General features: G+C 67.4%; 15 protein-coding genes, 1 tRNA gene and 1 pseudogene. 10 read left to right on the forward strand and 7 right to left on the reverse strand.

The annotated features are described in order from the left end of the window. Window positions 1-118 precede the first annotated feature (118 nt). From JR065_RS02865 to JR065_RS02875, 3 genes are read right to left on the reverse strand one after another with little or no spacing between them, the layout of a single operon-like run. The gene (locus JR065_RS02865) at window positions 119-505 is read right to left on the reverse strand and encodes an Atu4866 domain-containing protein (RefSeq protein ID WP_206231935.1); all 387 of its coding nucleotides are present in this window, start codon (window positions 503-505) and stop codon (window positions 119-121) included. Next, the gene (locus JR065_RS02870; RefSeq protein WP_343237239.1) at window positions 502-1,053 is read right to left on the reverse strand and encodes a nuclear transport factor 2 family protein; all 552 of its coding nucleotides are present in this window, start codon (window positions 1,051-1,053) and stop codon (window positions 502-504) included. The genes JR065_RS02865 and JR065_RS02870 overlap by 4 nt, the downstream gene beginning before the upstream one ends. A 4-nt stretch (window positions 1,054-1,057) precedes the next feature. Continuing rightward, entirely contained in the window at window positions 1,058-2,128 is a 1,071-nt protein-coding gene (locus tag JR065_RS02875; RefSeq protein ID WP_206231936.1) for an aldo/keto reductase, read from the reverse strand. Window positions 2,129-2,280: 152 nt separating this feature from the next. Between JR065_RS02875 and JR065_RS02880 the strand changes: the two genes are divergently transcribed. Beyond that, the gene (locus JR065_RS02880; RefSeq protein ID WP_206231938.1) at window positions 2,281-3,162 is read left to right on the forward strand and encodes an AraC family transcriptional regulator; all 882 of its coding nucleotides are present in this window, start codon (window positions 2,281-2,283) and stop codon (window positions 3,160-3,162) included. Window positions 3,163-3,292: 130 nt separating this feature from the next. Here JR065_RS02880 and JR065_RS02885 read toward each other — a convergent pair whose 3' ends face one another. Next, entirely contained in the window at window positions 3,293-3,910 is a 618-nt protein-coding gene (locus JR065_RS02885; protein WP_206231940.1) for a TetR/AcrR family transcriptional regulator, read from the reverse strand. A gap of 127 nt (window positions 3,911-4,037) precedes the next feature. Between JR065_RS02885 and JR065_RS02890 the strand changes: the two genes are divergently transcribed. After that, a complete protein-coding gene (locus tag JR065_RS02890) occupies window positions 4,038-6,299 on the forward strand; it encodes a TonB-dependent receptor (RefSeq protein WP_206231943.1) in 2,262 nt (753 codons plus the stop codon). Window positions 6,300-6,310: 11 nt separating this feature from the next. After that, on the forward strand, window positions 6,311-7,483 hold the full coding sequence (locus JR065_RS02895; RefSeq protein WP_206231945.1) for a tyrosine-protein phosphatase: 1,173 nt from the start codon (window positions 6,311-6,313) through the stop codon (window positions 7,481-7,483). A 94-nt stretch (window positions 7,484-7,577) separates the two neighbouring features. On the opposite strand, the gene JR065_RS02900 is transcribed toward JR065_RS02895, so the two are convergent. Continuing rightward, entirely contained in the window at window positions 7,578-8,510 is a 933-nt protein-coding gene (locus JR065_RS02900; protein WP_206231946.1) for a LysR family transcriptional regulator, read from the reverse strand. Between the two features lie 118 nt (window positions 8,511-8,628). Between JR065_RS02900 and JR065_RS02905 the strand changes: the two genes are divergently transcribed. Together JR065_RS02905 and JR065_RS21400 are read left to right on the forward strand one after the other, a co-directional pair. Further along, window positions 8,629-9,663: a zinc-dependent alcohol dehydrogenase family protein gene (locus tag JR065_RS02905; RefSeq protein ID WP_241093338.1), complete on the forward strand. Its 1,035-nt coding sequence runs from the start codon at window positions 8,629-8,631 to the stop codon at window positions 9,661-9,663. Window positions 9,664-9,790: 127 nt separating this feature from the next. Beyond that, a pseudogene (locus JR065_RS21400) lies at window positions 9,791-9,974 on the forward strand (transposase); the annotation flags it as partial. A gap of 126 nt (window positions 9,975-10,100) precedes the next feature. Here the strand turns inward: JR065_RS21400 and JR065_RS02910 are convergent. Then, window positions 10,101-10,193, reverse strand: a tRNA-Ser gene (locus JR065_RS02910). 139 nt (window positions 10,194-10,332) lie between these two features. Between JR065_RS02910 and dnaX the strand changes: the two genes are divergently transcribed. The 5 genes from dnaX to JR065_RS02935 all read left to right on the forward strand — a co-directional run bounded on the left by dnaX (window position 10,333) and on the right by JR065_RS02935 (window position 13,836). Beyond that, a complete protein-coding gene (gene dnaX, locus JR065_RS02915) occupies window positions 10,333-12,186 on the forward strand; it encodes a DNA polymerase III subunit gamma/tau (protein WP_206231948.1) in 1,854 nt (617 codons plus the stop codon). A 6-nt stretch (window positions 12,187-12,192) separates the two neighbouring features. Continuing rightward, the gene (locus tag JR065_RS02920) at window positions 12,193-12,513 is read left to right on the forward strand and encodes a YbaB/EbfC family nucleoid-associated protein (protein WP_206231949.1); all 321 of its coding nucleotides are present in this window, start codon (window positions 12,193-12,195) and stop codon (window positions 12,511-12,513) included. Continuing rightward, on the forward strand, window positions 12,513-12,788 hold the full coding sequence (locus tag JR065_RS02925; RefSeq protein WP_206231951.1) for a hypothetical protein: 276 nt from the start codon (window positions 12,513-12,515) through the stop codon (window positions 12,786-12,788). Before JR065_RS02920 ends, JR065_RS02925 begins: the two co-directional genes overlap by 1 nt. Continuing rightward, the gene (gene recR, locus JR065_RS02930) at window positions 12,785-13,399 is read left to right on the forward strand and encodes a recombination mediator RecR (RefSeq protein ID WP_206231952.1); all 615 of its coding nucleotides are present in this window, start codon (window positions 12,785-12,787) and stop codon (window positions 13,397-13,399) included. The genes JR065_RS02925 and recR overlap by 4 nt, the downstream gene beginning before the upstream one ends. Window positions 13,400-13,488: 89 nt before the next feature. Then, window positions 13,489-13,836, forward strand: coding sequence for a histidine triad nucleotide-binding protein (locus tag JR065_RS02935; RefSeq protein ID WP_206231954.1), 348 nt, complete (start codon window positions 13,489-13,491; stop codon window positions 13,834-13,836). A 467-nt stretch (window positions 13,837-14,303) separates the two neighbouring features. On the opposite strand, the gene JR065_RS02940 is transcribed toward JR065_RS02935, so the two are convergent. Next, entirely contained in the window at window positions 14,304-14,789 is a 486-nt protein-coding gene (locus JR065_RS02940; RefSeq protein WP_206231955.1) for a nuclear transport factor 2 family protein, read from the reverse strand. Window positions 14,790-15,019 lie beyond the last annotated feature (230 nt).

Genomic DNA, 15,019 nt, shown 5'->3' on the forward strand with positions numbered 1-15,019 from the left:
CGCCCCCAGTGCGCATCGGCAATCGCTGTTCCATGAGCCGCTCGCTGGGTCGCCGAGCCTGCCGATGCCGATCTCCATGCGGAGCGGCCGCAGAGCCTGCAGGTTGTGCAAGATCCGCTTATTTTTCGCGATAGAAGATCATTCCGCCATGGTGCAGCTCGTCCTGGCTGACGAACGTACCGTCGGCAGTGAAGCCGGTGTCGTCCCAGTAGTCGATATGGTTCCCATCGACTTCGTAGCGTCCCTGGTACGCGCTCTTGCGCGTGCCGCGCGCTTCGTCGTAGCGACCGTTCGGTAGCAGTGCCTGGCGGATATGGCCATCGGCCGTGACCCACATGCCGACATAGGGATGGTGTCGCATCTTCTGGTTCCGTTGCGTGTCTGTGGCGGGTTGGTTGGGATTGGAAGCGGCCGCCTGCGCGCTCGCGGCGGCCACGGTGGCCGCGAGCAGGGCCGCTGCGGCGAGCGACGCCCACCTGCGTGCCGCGTTCGGTTCGCCGCTCATCGTTCGCCTCCGCCGGCGGGCGCCGGAACGCGGTGGAGCACGTCGTCGTAGGGGGCGAGATCTAGGAATGCATTGACCTCGACGGCCTTGCCGCCTGCCATGCGGAAGATCCAGACATAGCGGTTGCGGTAGGGGCGGCCGTCGCCGGCGACGGCTTCGCCTTCCCAATGGATGATGACGTGGTCGCCGTCGGCCCAGACCCGTTTGGACACCGGGCGCACCGGCGTGCGCAAGCGGCTGACGAACGGCCGCACCGCGCGGGCCATGAACTCGTCGCGGCCCCGGTACGTGCCTGCGCTCGGTCCGGATCCTTCCACCGTCCACACGCTGTCGGCGGCGAGCATCTCGTCGAAGAAGCCCGTGCCGCCGGCCGCCCAGCGGTCGAACGCGGCGGTGACGGTGTGCCTGTTGCGCTCGGTCTGCATCGGCTCGGGCGCCGCAGCCGTCGCCACCGGCGCTGCCTGCAGCGCCATCAGCGCGGCCGTCCAGCCGAGCAGCATTCCGGCGACGGCAATGGCGGTTCTCTTGCTGAAGTTCATGCGGGCCATGGCGTCACCTGCGCCCCTGCACGCTGGACGTGCCGAAGATCAACTGCTGCGCCATCGGCCGGCCGATGAAGTTCTGCGGGAAAATCGGCGCAAGCGCGCTGGCCTGGTCCAGCCGCTCCAGCTGGTCGCCGCTGAAGGCGATGCCCAGCGCCCCGAAATTGTCCTGCGCCTGCTCCAGAGTGCGCGCGCCCATCACCGGCGAAACCACCGCCGGATGCTGCAGCGTCCAGGCGAGCGCGACCTGCGAGCGCGACGCGCCCAGTTCCTCGGCGATCTCGCCCACCACATCCGCGATCGCCAGCGCGCGTTCGTTGAGATGGCCCGACGAGGCGATGACGCCCTTGCGCGTGGCCGAGACGTTCGCGGCGTTGTCGCCGGACAGGTCGGCGCGGCTGTACTTGCCGGTGAGGATCCCGCCGCCGAGCGGCGACCAGGGCAGCACGCCCAGTCCCATCGCCTGCGCCATCGGCAGCAGTTCGTGTTCGACGCTGCGCTCGACCAGGCTGTATCCGATCTGCAACGCGACGAAGGGCGACCAGCCGCGCAGGTCGGCGAGGGTCTGCATCTGCGCCACCCGCCACGCCGGCGTGTTGCAGATGCCGACGTAGAGGATCTTGCCCGAGCGGACCAGGTCGTCCAGCGCGCGCATCACCTCCTCGGGCGTGGTGGTGAAATCCCAGGCGTGCACGTAGAGCAGGTCGATGCGGTCGGTGTCGAGCTGGCGCAGGCTGGTCTCGACCGAGCGCACGAGATTGAGCCGGTGGTTGCCGCCGGAATTGATGTCGGCCGGATCGCGCGCCATCGTGAACTTGGTGGCCAGCACGATGCGCTCGCGCTTGTCCTTGAGCAGGGCGCCGAGGATGCGCTCGGACTCGCCATTGGTGTAGTTGACCGAGGTGTCGACGAAGTTGCCGCCACGCTCGGTGTAGGCGTCGAAGATGCGCCGGGCCTCGCCCTGGTCGGCGCCCCAGCCCCAGTCCTGGCCGAAGGTCATGGTGCCCAGCGCCAGCGGCGAGACCCGCAGGCCGGAGCGGCCGAGCAGCCGGTAATGGTCCAGAGAAGAGGGTGCGGTCATGATGCGGTCGCTCCTGGGCAGTGGTCGATGCGCTGCAATTTGCGCCGGAGCGGTGCCGGGGCGATAGTCGGCTTTTCCCGAATCCTTGCACGATCGTCCGAGACGTCGGTTTTCGCCTTCCGCGGCGCGGGAGGATGTGGAATAAGAGGCCCATGACCCCACTGCAGACGCTGATCGACCTCATCGCCCGGCACGCGCCGCACGACGGCACGTTCGGTGGCCGCCTTCCGGGCGTGAAGCTCATCCGCTCGTCCACGCCGACCATGCCCATGCCGGTGATCTACGAGCCGACGGTCTGCTTCGTCGCGCAAGGGCGCAAGCGGGCGATGTTGGGAACGACGGCCTACAACTACGAGCCGGCGCGGCATCTGGTGGCGTCCGTCGGCCTGCCGGTGATGGGCGCGGTGACCGAGGCCACCGCAGCGAAGCCGTATCTGAGCCTTCAGCTGGACCTGGACCTGGCCGAGCTGGGCGAACTCGCCATCCGGCATCCGCCGTTGCCCGGCGAACCGGTCGCCTTGCCGATGGGCCTGACGCTCGACCAGACCGGGCCGGCGCTGCTGGATGCGGTGGTGCGGCTGGCGCGCCTGCTCGACGCGCCGCGCGACATCGACGCGCTCGCCCCGCTCACCACCCGCGAGATCCTGTATCGCCTGCTGACCGGGCCCGGCGGCAACGTCATCCGGCACATGGCGCAGGCCGACAGCCGGCTCAGCCAGGTCGCACGCGCCATCGTGTGGATCCGCACGCATTTCCGCGAGGCGTGCCGCATCGAGGACGCGGCGGAGGTCGCGGGAATGAGCCGCTCCGCGTTCCACCAGCACTTCCGCACGGTCACCGCGATGAGTCCGATCGAATTCCGCACCCAGCTGCGCATGCAGGAAGCGCGACGGCTGATGGTGAGCAGCGCGATGGACGCGGCCAGCGCCGGGTTCCACGTCGGCTACGACAGCCCTTCGCAGTTCAGTCGCGACTATTCGCGCATCTTCGGCACCCCGCCGGCCAAGCACGCGAAACTCCTGCGCGCGTCGTGAGCGCCGAGCCTGGATACAGGCGGCGAGGGTTCGCCGGCGACCAGGTCGAGCCTGGTTGCCTGGCGGCCCGCGGCGGCACTCGGGCCGAACACGACGATTGAGCTAGAGCGCTTTTCCCAAGCGTCTTGCCTCAGCCTTCCAGCGCCAGCGGCACCACGCGCTGCAATAAGGCTTCGACCAGGGCCGGGTCGAAGTCCGGTTCGCGCGCAGCCATCAGGGCCAGGCCGTCGGAAAAGCACTGGATCATCGCGGCGGCCAGTTCCAGTTCGTCCGCAGCACGGGTTCGGCCCTGGCTGGCGTCGCGCTGCTGCAGCCAACCCACGACCATCTGGCGCATGTCGCGGCCGTTGCGCTGCAGGTCGCGCGCGACGTGGACATCGCGCATGCCCAGCGCGGTGATCTCGCTCTGCAGGCCGACATGGAACGCGCTGACCTTGCGGCTGCGCCACAGTTCGAACGCCGATTGCAGCGCATCGGCCAGGCCGTCCGCGGCCTGGATCCGCGCCAGGCCCTGGCGGCTTTCCTTCAGGTGCTGTTCGATCAGCGCCAATACGATCGCGCGCTTGTTCTGGAAATAGTGATAGGGCAGGCCGGTGCTCAGGCCCGCACGCGCTGCGATCTTCGCCATCGACGCGGCCTCGAAGCCGTCCTCGATGAAGCACTCGCGCGCCGCGTCGAGGATGCGCTGGCGCTTTTGTTTGGCGTACTCGTTTTCCGAAGCGACGTCGCTGCTGGCGAATGAAGGCATGGATTCGCTCGCACGGTGGGATTGACGCCGATGGTAGCCCAGGGACGTACGTTGAACGGTCATTCAACTGTCAACGGCGGCTCGCAAGATTGCCGGCTAATTCCTCCCCCCTTCAGGAACCATCACGATGCGTCATCCTCTTTCCCGCGCCGTCGCCCTGGCGCTGGCCGCGTTGGCCGCCGGGCCGGCATTCGCGCAGGAAGCCCCGCAGGCAACCGCGACCCGCCAGGCGTCCGACCCGGTCACGCTCGATCAGGTCGTGGTGAGCGCGCAGAAACGCGAGACCAACCTGCAGGAAACGCCGATCTCGGTGTCGGTGCTCAACGACGAGGAACTGAAGGACCGCAGCGCGATTTCCCTCGGCAGCCTGGCCGACGGTTCGATTCCCTCGCTGCGTGTCGCGCCGTTCGCCACCCGCAGCTCGGCGCTGAACATCGGCATACGCGGCATCGGCGCCAGCGGCGACGCCAACCAGCCGGCGCGCGACCAGGGCGTGGGCGTGTACGTCGACGGCGTGTTCCTCGGCCGCGCCCAGGGACTGGGCACCGCGCTGTACGACGTGGAACGCATCGAGGTGCTGAAGGGACCGCAAGGCACGCTGTTCGGCCGCAACACCGAAGGCGGCGCCATCAGCATCGTGACCAAGGCGCCGACCGGCGAATTCGGGCTGAGGACCAGCTTCGGCGTCTCCAACTACGACGGCTACAGCAGCGGCATGCACCTGGATCTGCCGCGCGCGGGCCAGGTCAGCTTCAAGATCGACGCGGTGCAGGCACGCCGCGGCGGCACCACCGACAACCCGATGCGCGGCCAGGAGGATTTCAACGGCTACGGCAAGCGCGGCGCGCGCCTCAGCGCGCTGTGGCAGCCGAGCGACAGCTTCGAGGCCCTGTACGCGCTGGACCATTCCTACGACGCGACCACGCCCTACCATGCCCAGTACCTCGGCGGCGGCAGCGCGCGGCGCGGCCCGCTGCTCGGCGCCGGCGCGCAGCGCGACCGGCGCGACGCGGCCATCATCGGCGTGCCGCAGGAAGAGAACGTCGGCAAGACCGATGGCCACCTGTTGAACCTGACCTGGACGCTGTCGGACGATCTGCAGCTGAAGTCGATCAGTTCGTACCGCCAGCTGGAGCAGGGCCAGTTCGACAACGGCCTGAACGACGCGATTTCGACCTTCGCGCCGAATGGCGAGTTCGGCCGCTACAGCCTGGCCCAGTTCTACCAGCACCAGTACAGCCAGGAATTCCAGTTGATCGGCAACACCGCGCAGGTGGAATACGTCGCCGGCGCGTTCTACTACCACGAGACCGTGGGCGACAACGCGCAGACCCCGAACACCCTGCGCTGGAACGCCGACGGCAGCGCCTACACCACGATCAACCAGCCGCTGGACCTGGGCAGGGTGCGCATCGACCGCGCCAGCAAGGCCGAGGCCGACAGCGTCGGCGTGTTCGGCCAGGCCACCTGGACCCCGGCCTCGATCGAGGACCTGCACCTGACCGCCGGCGGGCGCTGGACCCAGGACGACAAGGAAGGGCGGCTGCATACCTTGAACGGCGCGGCGTCGAACCTGGCGTTCGAAGGTTCGTGGAGCCGCTTCGACCCGATGCTCAACGTGGCCTACGACCTCGGCGAGGACGCGATGGTTTACGCCAAATGGAGCACCGGCTTCAAGGCCGGCGGCGCCAATTCGCGCTCGATCAGCTACCGCGCGTTCGCGCCGGAAGAAGTCGAAGCGATCGAGCTCGGCGCCAAGACCCAGTTCTGGGACGACCGCGCGCGCCTGAACCTGGCGCTGTTCTCCGCCACGGTCAAGGACCGGCAGATGGATTTCTACCTGCCGCTGGGCCCGGGCCAGACCCGCACCGTGTCCGACACCACCAATGCCAGCACCGACGGCAAGTCCAAGGGCGCGGAGCTGGAACTGAGCGTCATGCCGCTGGACGGCCTGACCCTGAGCCTGGACTACGCCTACACCAAGGCCGATCCGCTGAGCGCGCCCAATCCGTACGTGGCCGGCAACCCGCTGGTCACCGTGCTGCCGTTGTACGCGCCGGAAAACGCCGGCAGCGTCGGCATCGACTACCTGCTGCCGCTGGGCGCATCGGCGCTGAAGTTCCATCTCGACGGCAACTGGTCCGACGGCTACTACACCAGCGAAGTCGAGCAGACCCTCACCGACAGCTCCTTCGTCGTCAACGCGCGCCTGGCGCTGATCGACGTGCCGATGGGCGGCAGCGGGGCCACGGCGGAGTTCTCGCTGTGGTCGCGCAACCTGCTGGACGAGGAGCACCTGTTCTACACCAGCAACACCGCCAGCCTGGGCACCTACGGCATCTTCAACGACCCGCGCACCTTCGGGCTCGACGTCGCCATCCGCTTCTGAGGAACCATCACATGAAGAACCGCAAGCCACTGTTGGCCCTCGCCATCGCCGCCCTCGCGTTCGACGCGCAGGCGCAGCTGCCGACCGACATCGCCGTCGAGCGCGTTTCGCCGACCAGGATCGCCGTGGTCTGGACCGGCGCGCTGGCCGCCGGCGAAAAACTCGACCTCGTGCTCGGCGATGCCCAGGGCAAGGTTCCCGGCAACGCCAGGCGGATCGACGATGCGCCCGGCACCCTCGGCCGCGTGGAGCTGGAACATGCCGCCGGCACGCGCCCGTACGTGCTGGTCGACGACAACCAAGGCCACCAGGAAGTCGTCGCCGAACGCGTGCTGTCGCTGGAAGGCGGGGTCAACTTCCGCGACCTCGGCGGCTACCGCACCACCGACGGCCGCAGCGTCAAGTGGGGCCGGCTCTACCGTTCCGGCGTGATGAGCGACCTGACCGACGCCGACTACGCCTACCTGCAGAAGCTCGGCATCAAGACCATCTGCGACCTGCGCTCGCAGGAAGAGCGAAAGGTCGAGCCGACCGATGCGCAGCGCATCGCCAACGGCGGCAACTACTACAGCCTCGACTACACGCTGGATTTCGATGCTGGCGGTTTCGCCAAGGCGTTCTCCACGCCGTCGGCCAACCCGGAGATGACCGCGCTGCGCGTATTCGGCAGTTTCTACCGGACGATGCCGAAGATGTACGCGGCGCAATTCAGGCAGGCCTTCGCCGACCTGCAGCAAGGCAACGGCCTGCTGTTCAACTGCAGCGCCGGCAAGGACCGCACCGGCGTGCTGGGCGCGCTGGTGCTCACCGCGCTGGGCGTGGCCCCGGACACGGTCAGCGCCGACTACGCGCTGAGCGCGCTGGTCTATCCGAAGCAGGAAGCCGCACGCCAGGCCAAGCATGCCGCGTCCAAGGCCAAGGGCGAGCCCAAGGCCGACGGGCCGCACAGCGCAACGATGGAAGCGATGGGCAAGCTGCCGCCGGAAGCGCGCAAGGTGCTGTCGGGCACCGACGCCTCGCTGATCGCGGCCGCGTTCGACCAGATCCGCAACGACTATGGCTCGCTCGACGCCTACTTCGAGAAGGAACTGGGCGTGAGCCGCGAAGACCGCAAGCGCCTGCAGGAGATCTACCTGGAGCCGGCGCCGCGGGTGGCCGCAAGCAAACGGGCTGCGGTCCGCTAGGATGCAGAGGCTCGACGGTCATCGCTCACCGCCGCGGCGCCTGTCGGGACGGCCGCGGGCGGTGACACGTAGCACCCAGCGCTGGGTGTGGCATTCACGGCACGCCCCTGTCCCAAGGCGCCATGGGCGCGAATGACCGCACCAGTTCGTCGACGGCTACCCTGACCTTCGGCGCCAGATTGCGCGTGGTGGGCCACAGCGCGTGAATCGGAGAGCCCTTGACGCCCTGCGGCCCAAGCACCGCGATCAGCGTGCCGTTGCTCAACGCGTCGGCCACCAGCCAGGTCGGAAGCTGTCCGATGCCCAGCCCATCTAGCACCGCCGCGCGCAATGCGTCCCCGTCGCTGATGGCGTGGCGACCCTTGATCCTGACGCTTACGATGCGATCGTCGATATCCTGCAACGTCCACGGCAGGAAGTGGCCACCTTGTCCAAAGGTGATGCAGTCGTGATGGGTTAGGTCCTCGATGGAAGCCGGGACCCCACGTTCTGCGAAGTATGCGGGCGCACCGCACACAACCGATCTTTGATCGCCCAGATGGCGCGATGAAAGCGAGGCGCTGTTGCCCGGATCGCCCAGACGCACCACTAGGTCGATGTGCTCTTCCAGCAGATCCACCGCCCGATCGGTAAACCGCACGTCCAGCACGAGCTTGGGGTGCAGCCGTGCGAGTCCGCATAGCACCGGCATGACCCATCTCCTGCCGAACGTCACCGGCAAGCTGACGCGCAGGAGGCCGGATACCTCGGCACGATGCGAAGCGGCCCGCGACTCAGCCTCGTCCAGTTCGGCGAGCACGCGCAGGCAGCTTTGGTAGAAGTCGGCACCTTCCGCCGTGAGCGCGAGCCGCCGTGTGGTCCGCTCCAACAGCCGCACGCCCAATCGCTGTTCGAGCATCGCCACGCTCTTTCCAATCGCCGACTTGGACAAGCCGATGCGCTGAGCGGCCGAAGTGAAGCTGCCGGCATCTACCGCTTGTACGAACGCGGTAATGCCGTGCAGGCGGGAGGCACTGTAGCTCGTCATTCTGAGCCTATTGAGGAATTCGGGTCGTCAGTCTAGGGAAAATAATCCGCAACTGGCGCATACGAGTCCTCAATAGACTGGGCAATCAAATTGTGCGAAGAGCTGAGGAGCGATGAACATGAGCGCGAAATCGATGACGGTCTGGCAACTGTCGGACTTCGGTCTGAACAATCTGCAGATGGCTAAGCGGCCTGTGCCGCGTCCGGAGCCCGACGAGGTATTGGTCAAGGTCGCGGCGGTATCGCTGAACTATCGGGACGCCCTGGTCATCGGCGGCGGACTGTTGCCGCAGCGCCCTGTAATGCCGTTCGTGCCGGCGTCGGACATGGTCGGGCAGGTGGTCGCGCTGGGATCGCAAGTGAGCCGCTTCAAGGTGGGCGACCGGGTCATGGGCAACTTCTGGACCCAATGGCTGGACGGCGAGCCTCCGGCAGCGATGCGCAGGCATGGCTTGTCCCTGGGTGGGCCGCTTCCGGGTGTGCTTGCCGAATTCGTTGCGCTTTCCGAACAGGCCGCCGTTGCTGCGCCTACGTCGTTGTCGGATGAAGAGGCGTCCACGTTGCCTGTTGCAGCGCTCACTGCCTGGTTCGGGTTGGTGGAAGCGGGAGGGCTTCGGAAAGGGCAGACGGTGTTGGTCCAGGGTACGGGCGGCGTATCGTTGTTCGGCTTGCAGTTCGCCCGGGCGCTGGGCGCGCGCGTGATCGTGAGCTCGCGCAGCGACGAAAAGTTGGCCCGGGCCAGAGCACTGGGCGCCTGGGCCGGAATCAATACCGAGCAGTGGCCTGCCTGGTCCGAAGCGGTGGCCGAACTGACAGGCGGCAACGGCGTCGATCACGTTCTGGAGCTGCGCGGCGGCGACAACCTGGGCCAGTCGGTGCAGGCCTTGGCGGACTCCGGGCACATCCTGCAGATCGGTTTCATGGACGACACCCAGATACGGATGCCGGCGATTCCGCTTCAACTCCGGCGTGCCACCTTGCGAGGTGTTTCTGTCGGGCACCGGCGTGCATTCGAGGAAATGAACTCGGCCATCGACCGGCACGGCATCAAGCCGGTCATCGACACGGTGTTTCCTTTTACCGAAGCTGCCGCGGCATTTGCGCGTCTTGGACAGGGGCCCTTCGGAAAAGTGGTCGTTCGTATCGGCGGATGACGTTCGAATCGCCGAAGAGCTGCAGTCACGCGATCGGCAGCTCGCCGTGGCGTAAGCAGCTGTAGCAGCTGTAGCGGCTGTTGTGGATGGCCGCCCTTCGGGTTGGCCGCTAGTCCTTTGCGCCTCGATGGCGCGTGACGGAGTCCCGTGGCGGCTGCTACCCAACGACTTCCACCTCGGGAGGCGGTCTATCAGCAAACCCAACGTTGGCTGCAGGCTGGGTGCTTTGAGGCCATGGTCACGATCTACGTTGGATCTTGCGCGTGGCTCACGGCGAACAAGGCCATCCGAGCGCGATCATCTTGGACGGCTGAACAACAAGAAGGCCACCTCGACGGGTGGCCTTCTTGCCCACCTAGCCCAGCACATCAGGCGTAGCAGGTCTTTTAGTAGGGTACTCGGAATTGCTTGGCCGAAGCCACTACCAATCGGATAACTGGCGGAGAGAGGGGGATTCGAACCCCCGAAGCGCGGTTTAGACGCTTACACACTTTCCAGGCGTGCTCCTTCAACCACTCGGACACCTCTCCGGGCCTGCCGGCACCACATCGCCGCCGGCAGGGGCGGGATTCTAGCCGCCGCGGGGCTTTGCCACAAGCTGAACCTGCCGGTCGCGGACGCTGCGACCGGGCATGGCACAATGGCGGTTCAGATGAAGACGGTTGCCTGATGTCCTACCTCGTACTCGCCCGCAAGTGGCGCCCGAAGCGGTTTGCCGAGCTGGTCGGGCAGGAGCATGTCGTGCGCGCGCTGGGCAATGCCCTGGATACCGGGCGCGTGCACCACGCGTTCCTGTTCACCGGCACCCGCGGCGTCGGCAAGACCACCATCGCGCGGATCTTCGCCAAGTCGCTGAACTGCGACCAGGGCACCAGCGCCGAGCCCTGCGGCCAGTGCCCGGCCTGCCTGGACATCGACGCCGGCCGCTACATCGACCTGCTGGAGATCGACGCCGCGTCCAACACCGGCGTGGACGACGTGCGCGAGGTGATCGAGAACGCGCAGTACATGCCCTCGCGCGGACGCTACAAGGTGTACCTGATCGACGAGGTGCACATGCTGTCCAAGGCGGCGTTCAATGCGCTGCTCAAGACGCTGGAAGAGCCGCCGGAGCACGTCAAGTTCCTGCTCGCCACCACCGACCCGCAGAAGCTGCCGGTGACGGTGCTGTCGCGCTGCCTGCAGTTCAACCTCAAGCGCCTGGACGAGGAGCAGATCCAGGGGCAGATGACCCGGATCCTGGCCGCCGAGCAGATCGAGGCCGATGCGTCGGCGATCGTGCAGCTGTCCAAGGCCGCCGATGGCAGCCTGCGCGACGGCCTGTCGCTGCTCGACCAGGCCATCGCCTACGCCGGCGGCGCGCTGCGCGAGGAGGTGGTGCGGGCGATGCTCGGCACCGTCGACCGCACCCAGGTCGCGGCGATGCTGGACGCGCTGGCCGAGGCCGACGGGCAGCGCCTGCTGCAGGTGGTCGCCGGGCTGGCCGAATTCTCGCCGGACTGGGGCGGGGTGCTCGAGGCGCTGGCCGAGGCGTTGCACCGGATCCAGGTGCGGCAGCTGGTGCCCGGCGCGGTGAGCGCGCTCGACGGCCTGGACCCGGCGCCGTTCGCCGAGCGCTTGCGCCCGGAAGTGGTGCAGCTGTGGTACCAGATGGCGCTGAACGGGCGCCGCGACTTGTACCTGGCGCCGAGCCCGCGCGCCGGTTTCGAGATGGCGGTGCTGCGCATGCTGGCGTTCCGCCCGGCCGGCAGCGGCGCGGTGCCGGCCGCGCCGGCGGGCGAAACGTCCACCGGCGCCCGCGCGGCGGCTGCGCCGGCGGCCAGCGCCGCAGCGGCCGCGCCGGCGCCGGCGTCCATGGCGGCGCCAGCATCCGTGGCGACGCCGCTTCCTGCGCCGACGCCGGCACCGGCGCGCCCTGCGGCGGTAGCGTCGCCGGCGCCGTCCGTGGCGGCACCGGTGCTGGATCCGCCCTGGGAGACCTCGCCTTCGCCGTCATCGCCCGCGCTCGCGCCGGCACCGCCGAGCGCGGCCATGCCACCGCCGAGCGCATCGGCGCCCGAGCCGGAGATGGCGATGATCCCGCCGCTGGCCGAGCCGGCCGCGCCGGCGGCCTCCCGCGCGCCGCGCGAACTGCATGCCGCCGAGGACTGGCTGGAGCTGGTCGCCGAATGCGGCCTCACCGGGCCGTCGCGGCAGCTCGCGGCGAACTCGGCGTTCGTCAGCTACGCCCAGGGCGTGCTGCGCCTGTCGCTGTCGCCCGGGTTCGAATACCTGCAGTCCGAGCGCTCGCTCGGCGAGTTGGCCAGCGCCCTGGCCACCGAGCTGGGCAACCGCCCGAAGATCGTCATCGAGACCGGCATCGCGGTCGATGCCGAAACCCTGCACGAGCGCTCGCACCGGCAACGCGGCGAGCGCCAGAGCGCGGCCGAAACCGCCTTCATGAGCGACCCCGACGTCCAGGCGCTGATCCAGCAGCAAGGCGCGCGGGTCGTGCCCGATTCCATCCGCCCTTACGATGAGTGAGCCACTATGCGCGGCAATATCGCCCAACTGATGCAACAGGCGCAGAAGATGCAGGAAAACCTGCAGCGCGCCCAGGAAGAACTGGCCAACCTGGAAGTCACCGGCAGCGCCGGCGGCGGCATGGTCAGCGTGACGCTGACCGGCGCCAAGGAATGCCGCAAGGTGCGGATCGATCCGAGCATCCTCTCCGACCAGGAGATGGCCGAGGACCTGATCGCCGCGGCCTTCAACGACGCCTCCAACAAGGTCGATGCCGAATCCAAGCAGCGCATGGGCTCGGCCACGGCCGGCATGCAGCTGCCGCCGGGCATGAAGTTGCCGTTCTGATGCCCAACGGCAAGCCAGGCGACCACCCGCTCAGCGACCTGCGCTACGGGCGCGGCACGGGCTACGGCGAGGAATTCGACACGCTGGCGCTCGCGCTGCTGGAGCGTCCGGGCAGCCATCACGCCGAAGTCGAGCGCATCGTGAGCTACATGCCTTCGGTCTACGTGGCGACGCAGGAAGACATCGCCAGCGCGCTGGCGCAGGCGTTGCCGCGCCTGCGCGCGCTGCTGCAACAGTGCGACGGCGCCGGGCCCGAGAACACGCACGACGCATGACCGCACCGCTGCTCGAACAACTGATCGACGCGCTGCGGATCCTGCCCGGCGTCGGGCAGAAGACCGCCCAGCGCATGGCCTACCACGTGCTCGAGCGCGAGCGCGAAGGCGGCCAACGCCTGGCCGAGCTGCTGGGCAAGGCGATCGAGCGCATCGGCCATTGCGCGCAGTGCCGCGATTTCAGCGAGACCGAGATCTGCGCGATCTGCGCCAGCGCCGGCCGCGACCGCCAGCAGCTGTGCGCGGTGGAATCGCCGGCCGATCGGCTGGCGATCGAGCACGCCACCGGCTACCGCGGCGTGTACTTCATCCTGCAGGGCCGGCTGTCGCCGCTGGACGGCATCGGCCCGCGCGAACTGGGCCTGGACCGGCTCGCCGCGCGCCTGGCGCAGGGCGAGATCGTCGAACTGATCATCGCCACCAATTCCACCGTCGAAGGCGAAGCCACCGCGCACTACCTGGCGCAGCTGGCGCGCCAGCACGGCGTGCGTCCGAGCCGACTGGCGCAGGGGTTGCCGCTGGGCGGGGAACTGGAATACGTCGATCGCGGCACCTTGTCGCATGCGTTCGGCAGCCGCAGCGAAGTGCCCAAGGGCGGCGCCGCCGAGTAGCGCGACATACGGGACGCGGCCGCCGGGCCACGACCGTAGCGTCGAATTGGGCTATAACGCTCGCCTACTTCCGCTTCCAGATCCCGCCCATGGACACCATCTTCGGCAAGATCATTCGCCGCGAAATTCCCGCCAGCATCGTCTACGAAGACGACGAGGTGCTCGGCTTCAAGGACATCGCGCCGCAGGCGCCGGTGCACGTGCTGTTCATTCCCAAGCAGGTGGAGATCGCCACGCTGGACGACGCGCGTCCCGAGCAGGCGGCGCTGATCGGCAAGCTGGCGCTGGCCGCGGCCGCGTATGCGCGCGAGCAGGGCCTAGCGCAGGACGGCTACCGGGTGGTGATGAACTGCCGCGAGCACGCCGGCCAGACCGTGTTCCATCTGCACCTGCACCTGCTCGCCGGTGCGCCGCTGGGACGCTTCGGCACGGCGTGATGCGGTGGCGGCCTTCCAGCGCGCTGAGCGGCTGGTGATGGCGTTGTCGGGACCAGGGACCAGGGACCCGAGTGGTCGAGGCGCGGCGAGGAAGCCAGCTGATGCATGGGTCCGCGTGTGTCGGTAGCCCTGGGCACCGCCGCGCCTTGATGGCGGACAGCACTAATGTCCTGCAGAACAAAGAGTTGGCACTGCCCGCGACATCCGCTCTTTGACTAGGGAATTGGTCCCGCCGACCTCCTGCTCTGAGAAAAGCCGCTTATAGGCTGCCGTTCTCCATCGGAGCGACATTGCCCGTCCAGGCTAGGGCTGTAGGTCCGCAGCGTTTGCCACGCGTTCGCGCATACCGGCAGTACGTCGCGGCAGCGCCGGTGGAGTTGTCATGAAAATTCTTGTTGGAGGCTAACACCTGAATTAACCCGTGCCGCGAGCCGATCGGGTTGAATGGATTGTTAGGCTGCACGCTTTTACTCTGCTGAGTAGATGGTGGCTTGGCGCACCAAGAGCTGCCAAGTACCACTTGCATCCGTCCAGATCTCGGTTGTACGACGCCGGACCTGCTTGTTGGCGAACTTGGCTTTCCCCACGGGAGTCAAAGTCTCTTCTCCCATGAGGAGGACCTCATGCTCACCGCGGAGTGCGGCATACTCAATTGACCGATTGAGGGTTGTGTAGTCAATCAAGCCCGTGCGGAGATTCTTAAGGGCGTCTGCTTTCCTGGCGATCTTGTTGAATGGATTATTGACAACCGCGTCATCCGCGAAAAGGCTTTCAAAAGCCACTGCGTCTTTCTTGAGAATCGCATTGTCAAAGCGGGTCGCGGCCTCGAGGGCAGCCGCTATCCGAGGCTGTTTCACGGATTCCTTCGCCTGCGGTGTCGTTGCGCGCCAACCTGCGATGGCCGGAGCCGTCACTACAGCGAGCGCTAAGAAGACCAAGCATCTACGCATCATCTTGAATCTCCTGACAGGGTGGAGAGGACGTATTGTGGTCAGCCTGACGCCTGAATTAAGCCGGCCCACGCAGGGCGGCGACTGAGGGCGAATATAGCCGAAGGCGTGCACCTAGGCGCGGCCCTGCCGTGGGTTCGGCTTGAATGAATTGTTAGGTCTCACTCGCGAAGATCGGCAAACCGGTTATGCGCACAGCACTATCCGCCGTCAAGGCGCAACGCCGGACAAAA

It is taken from the genome of Xanthomonas sp. (assembly GCF_017163755.1).
Classification (GTDB): Bacteria; Pseudomonadota; Gammaproteobacteria; order Xanthomonadales; family Xanthomonadaceae; genus Xanthomonas_A.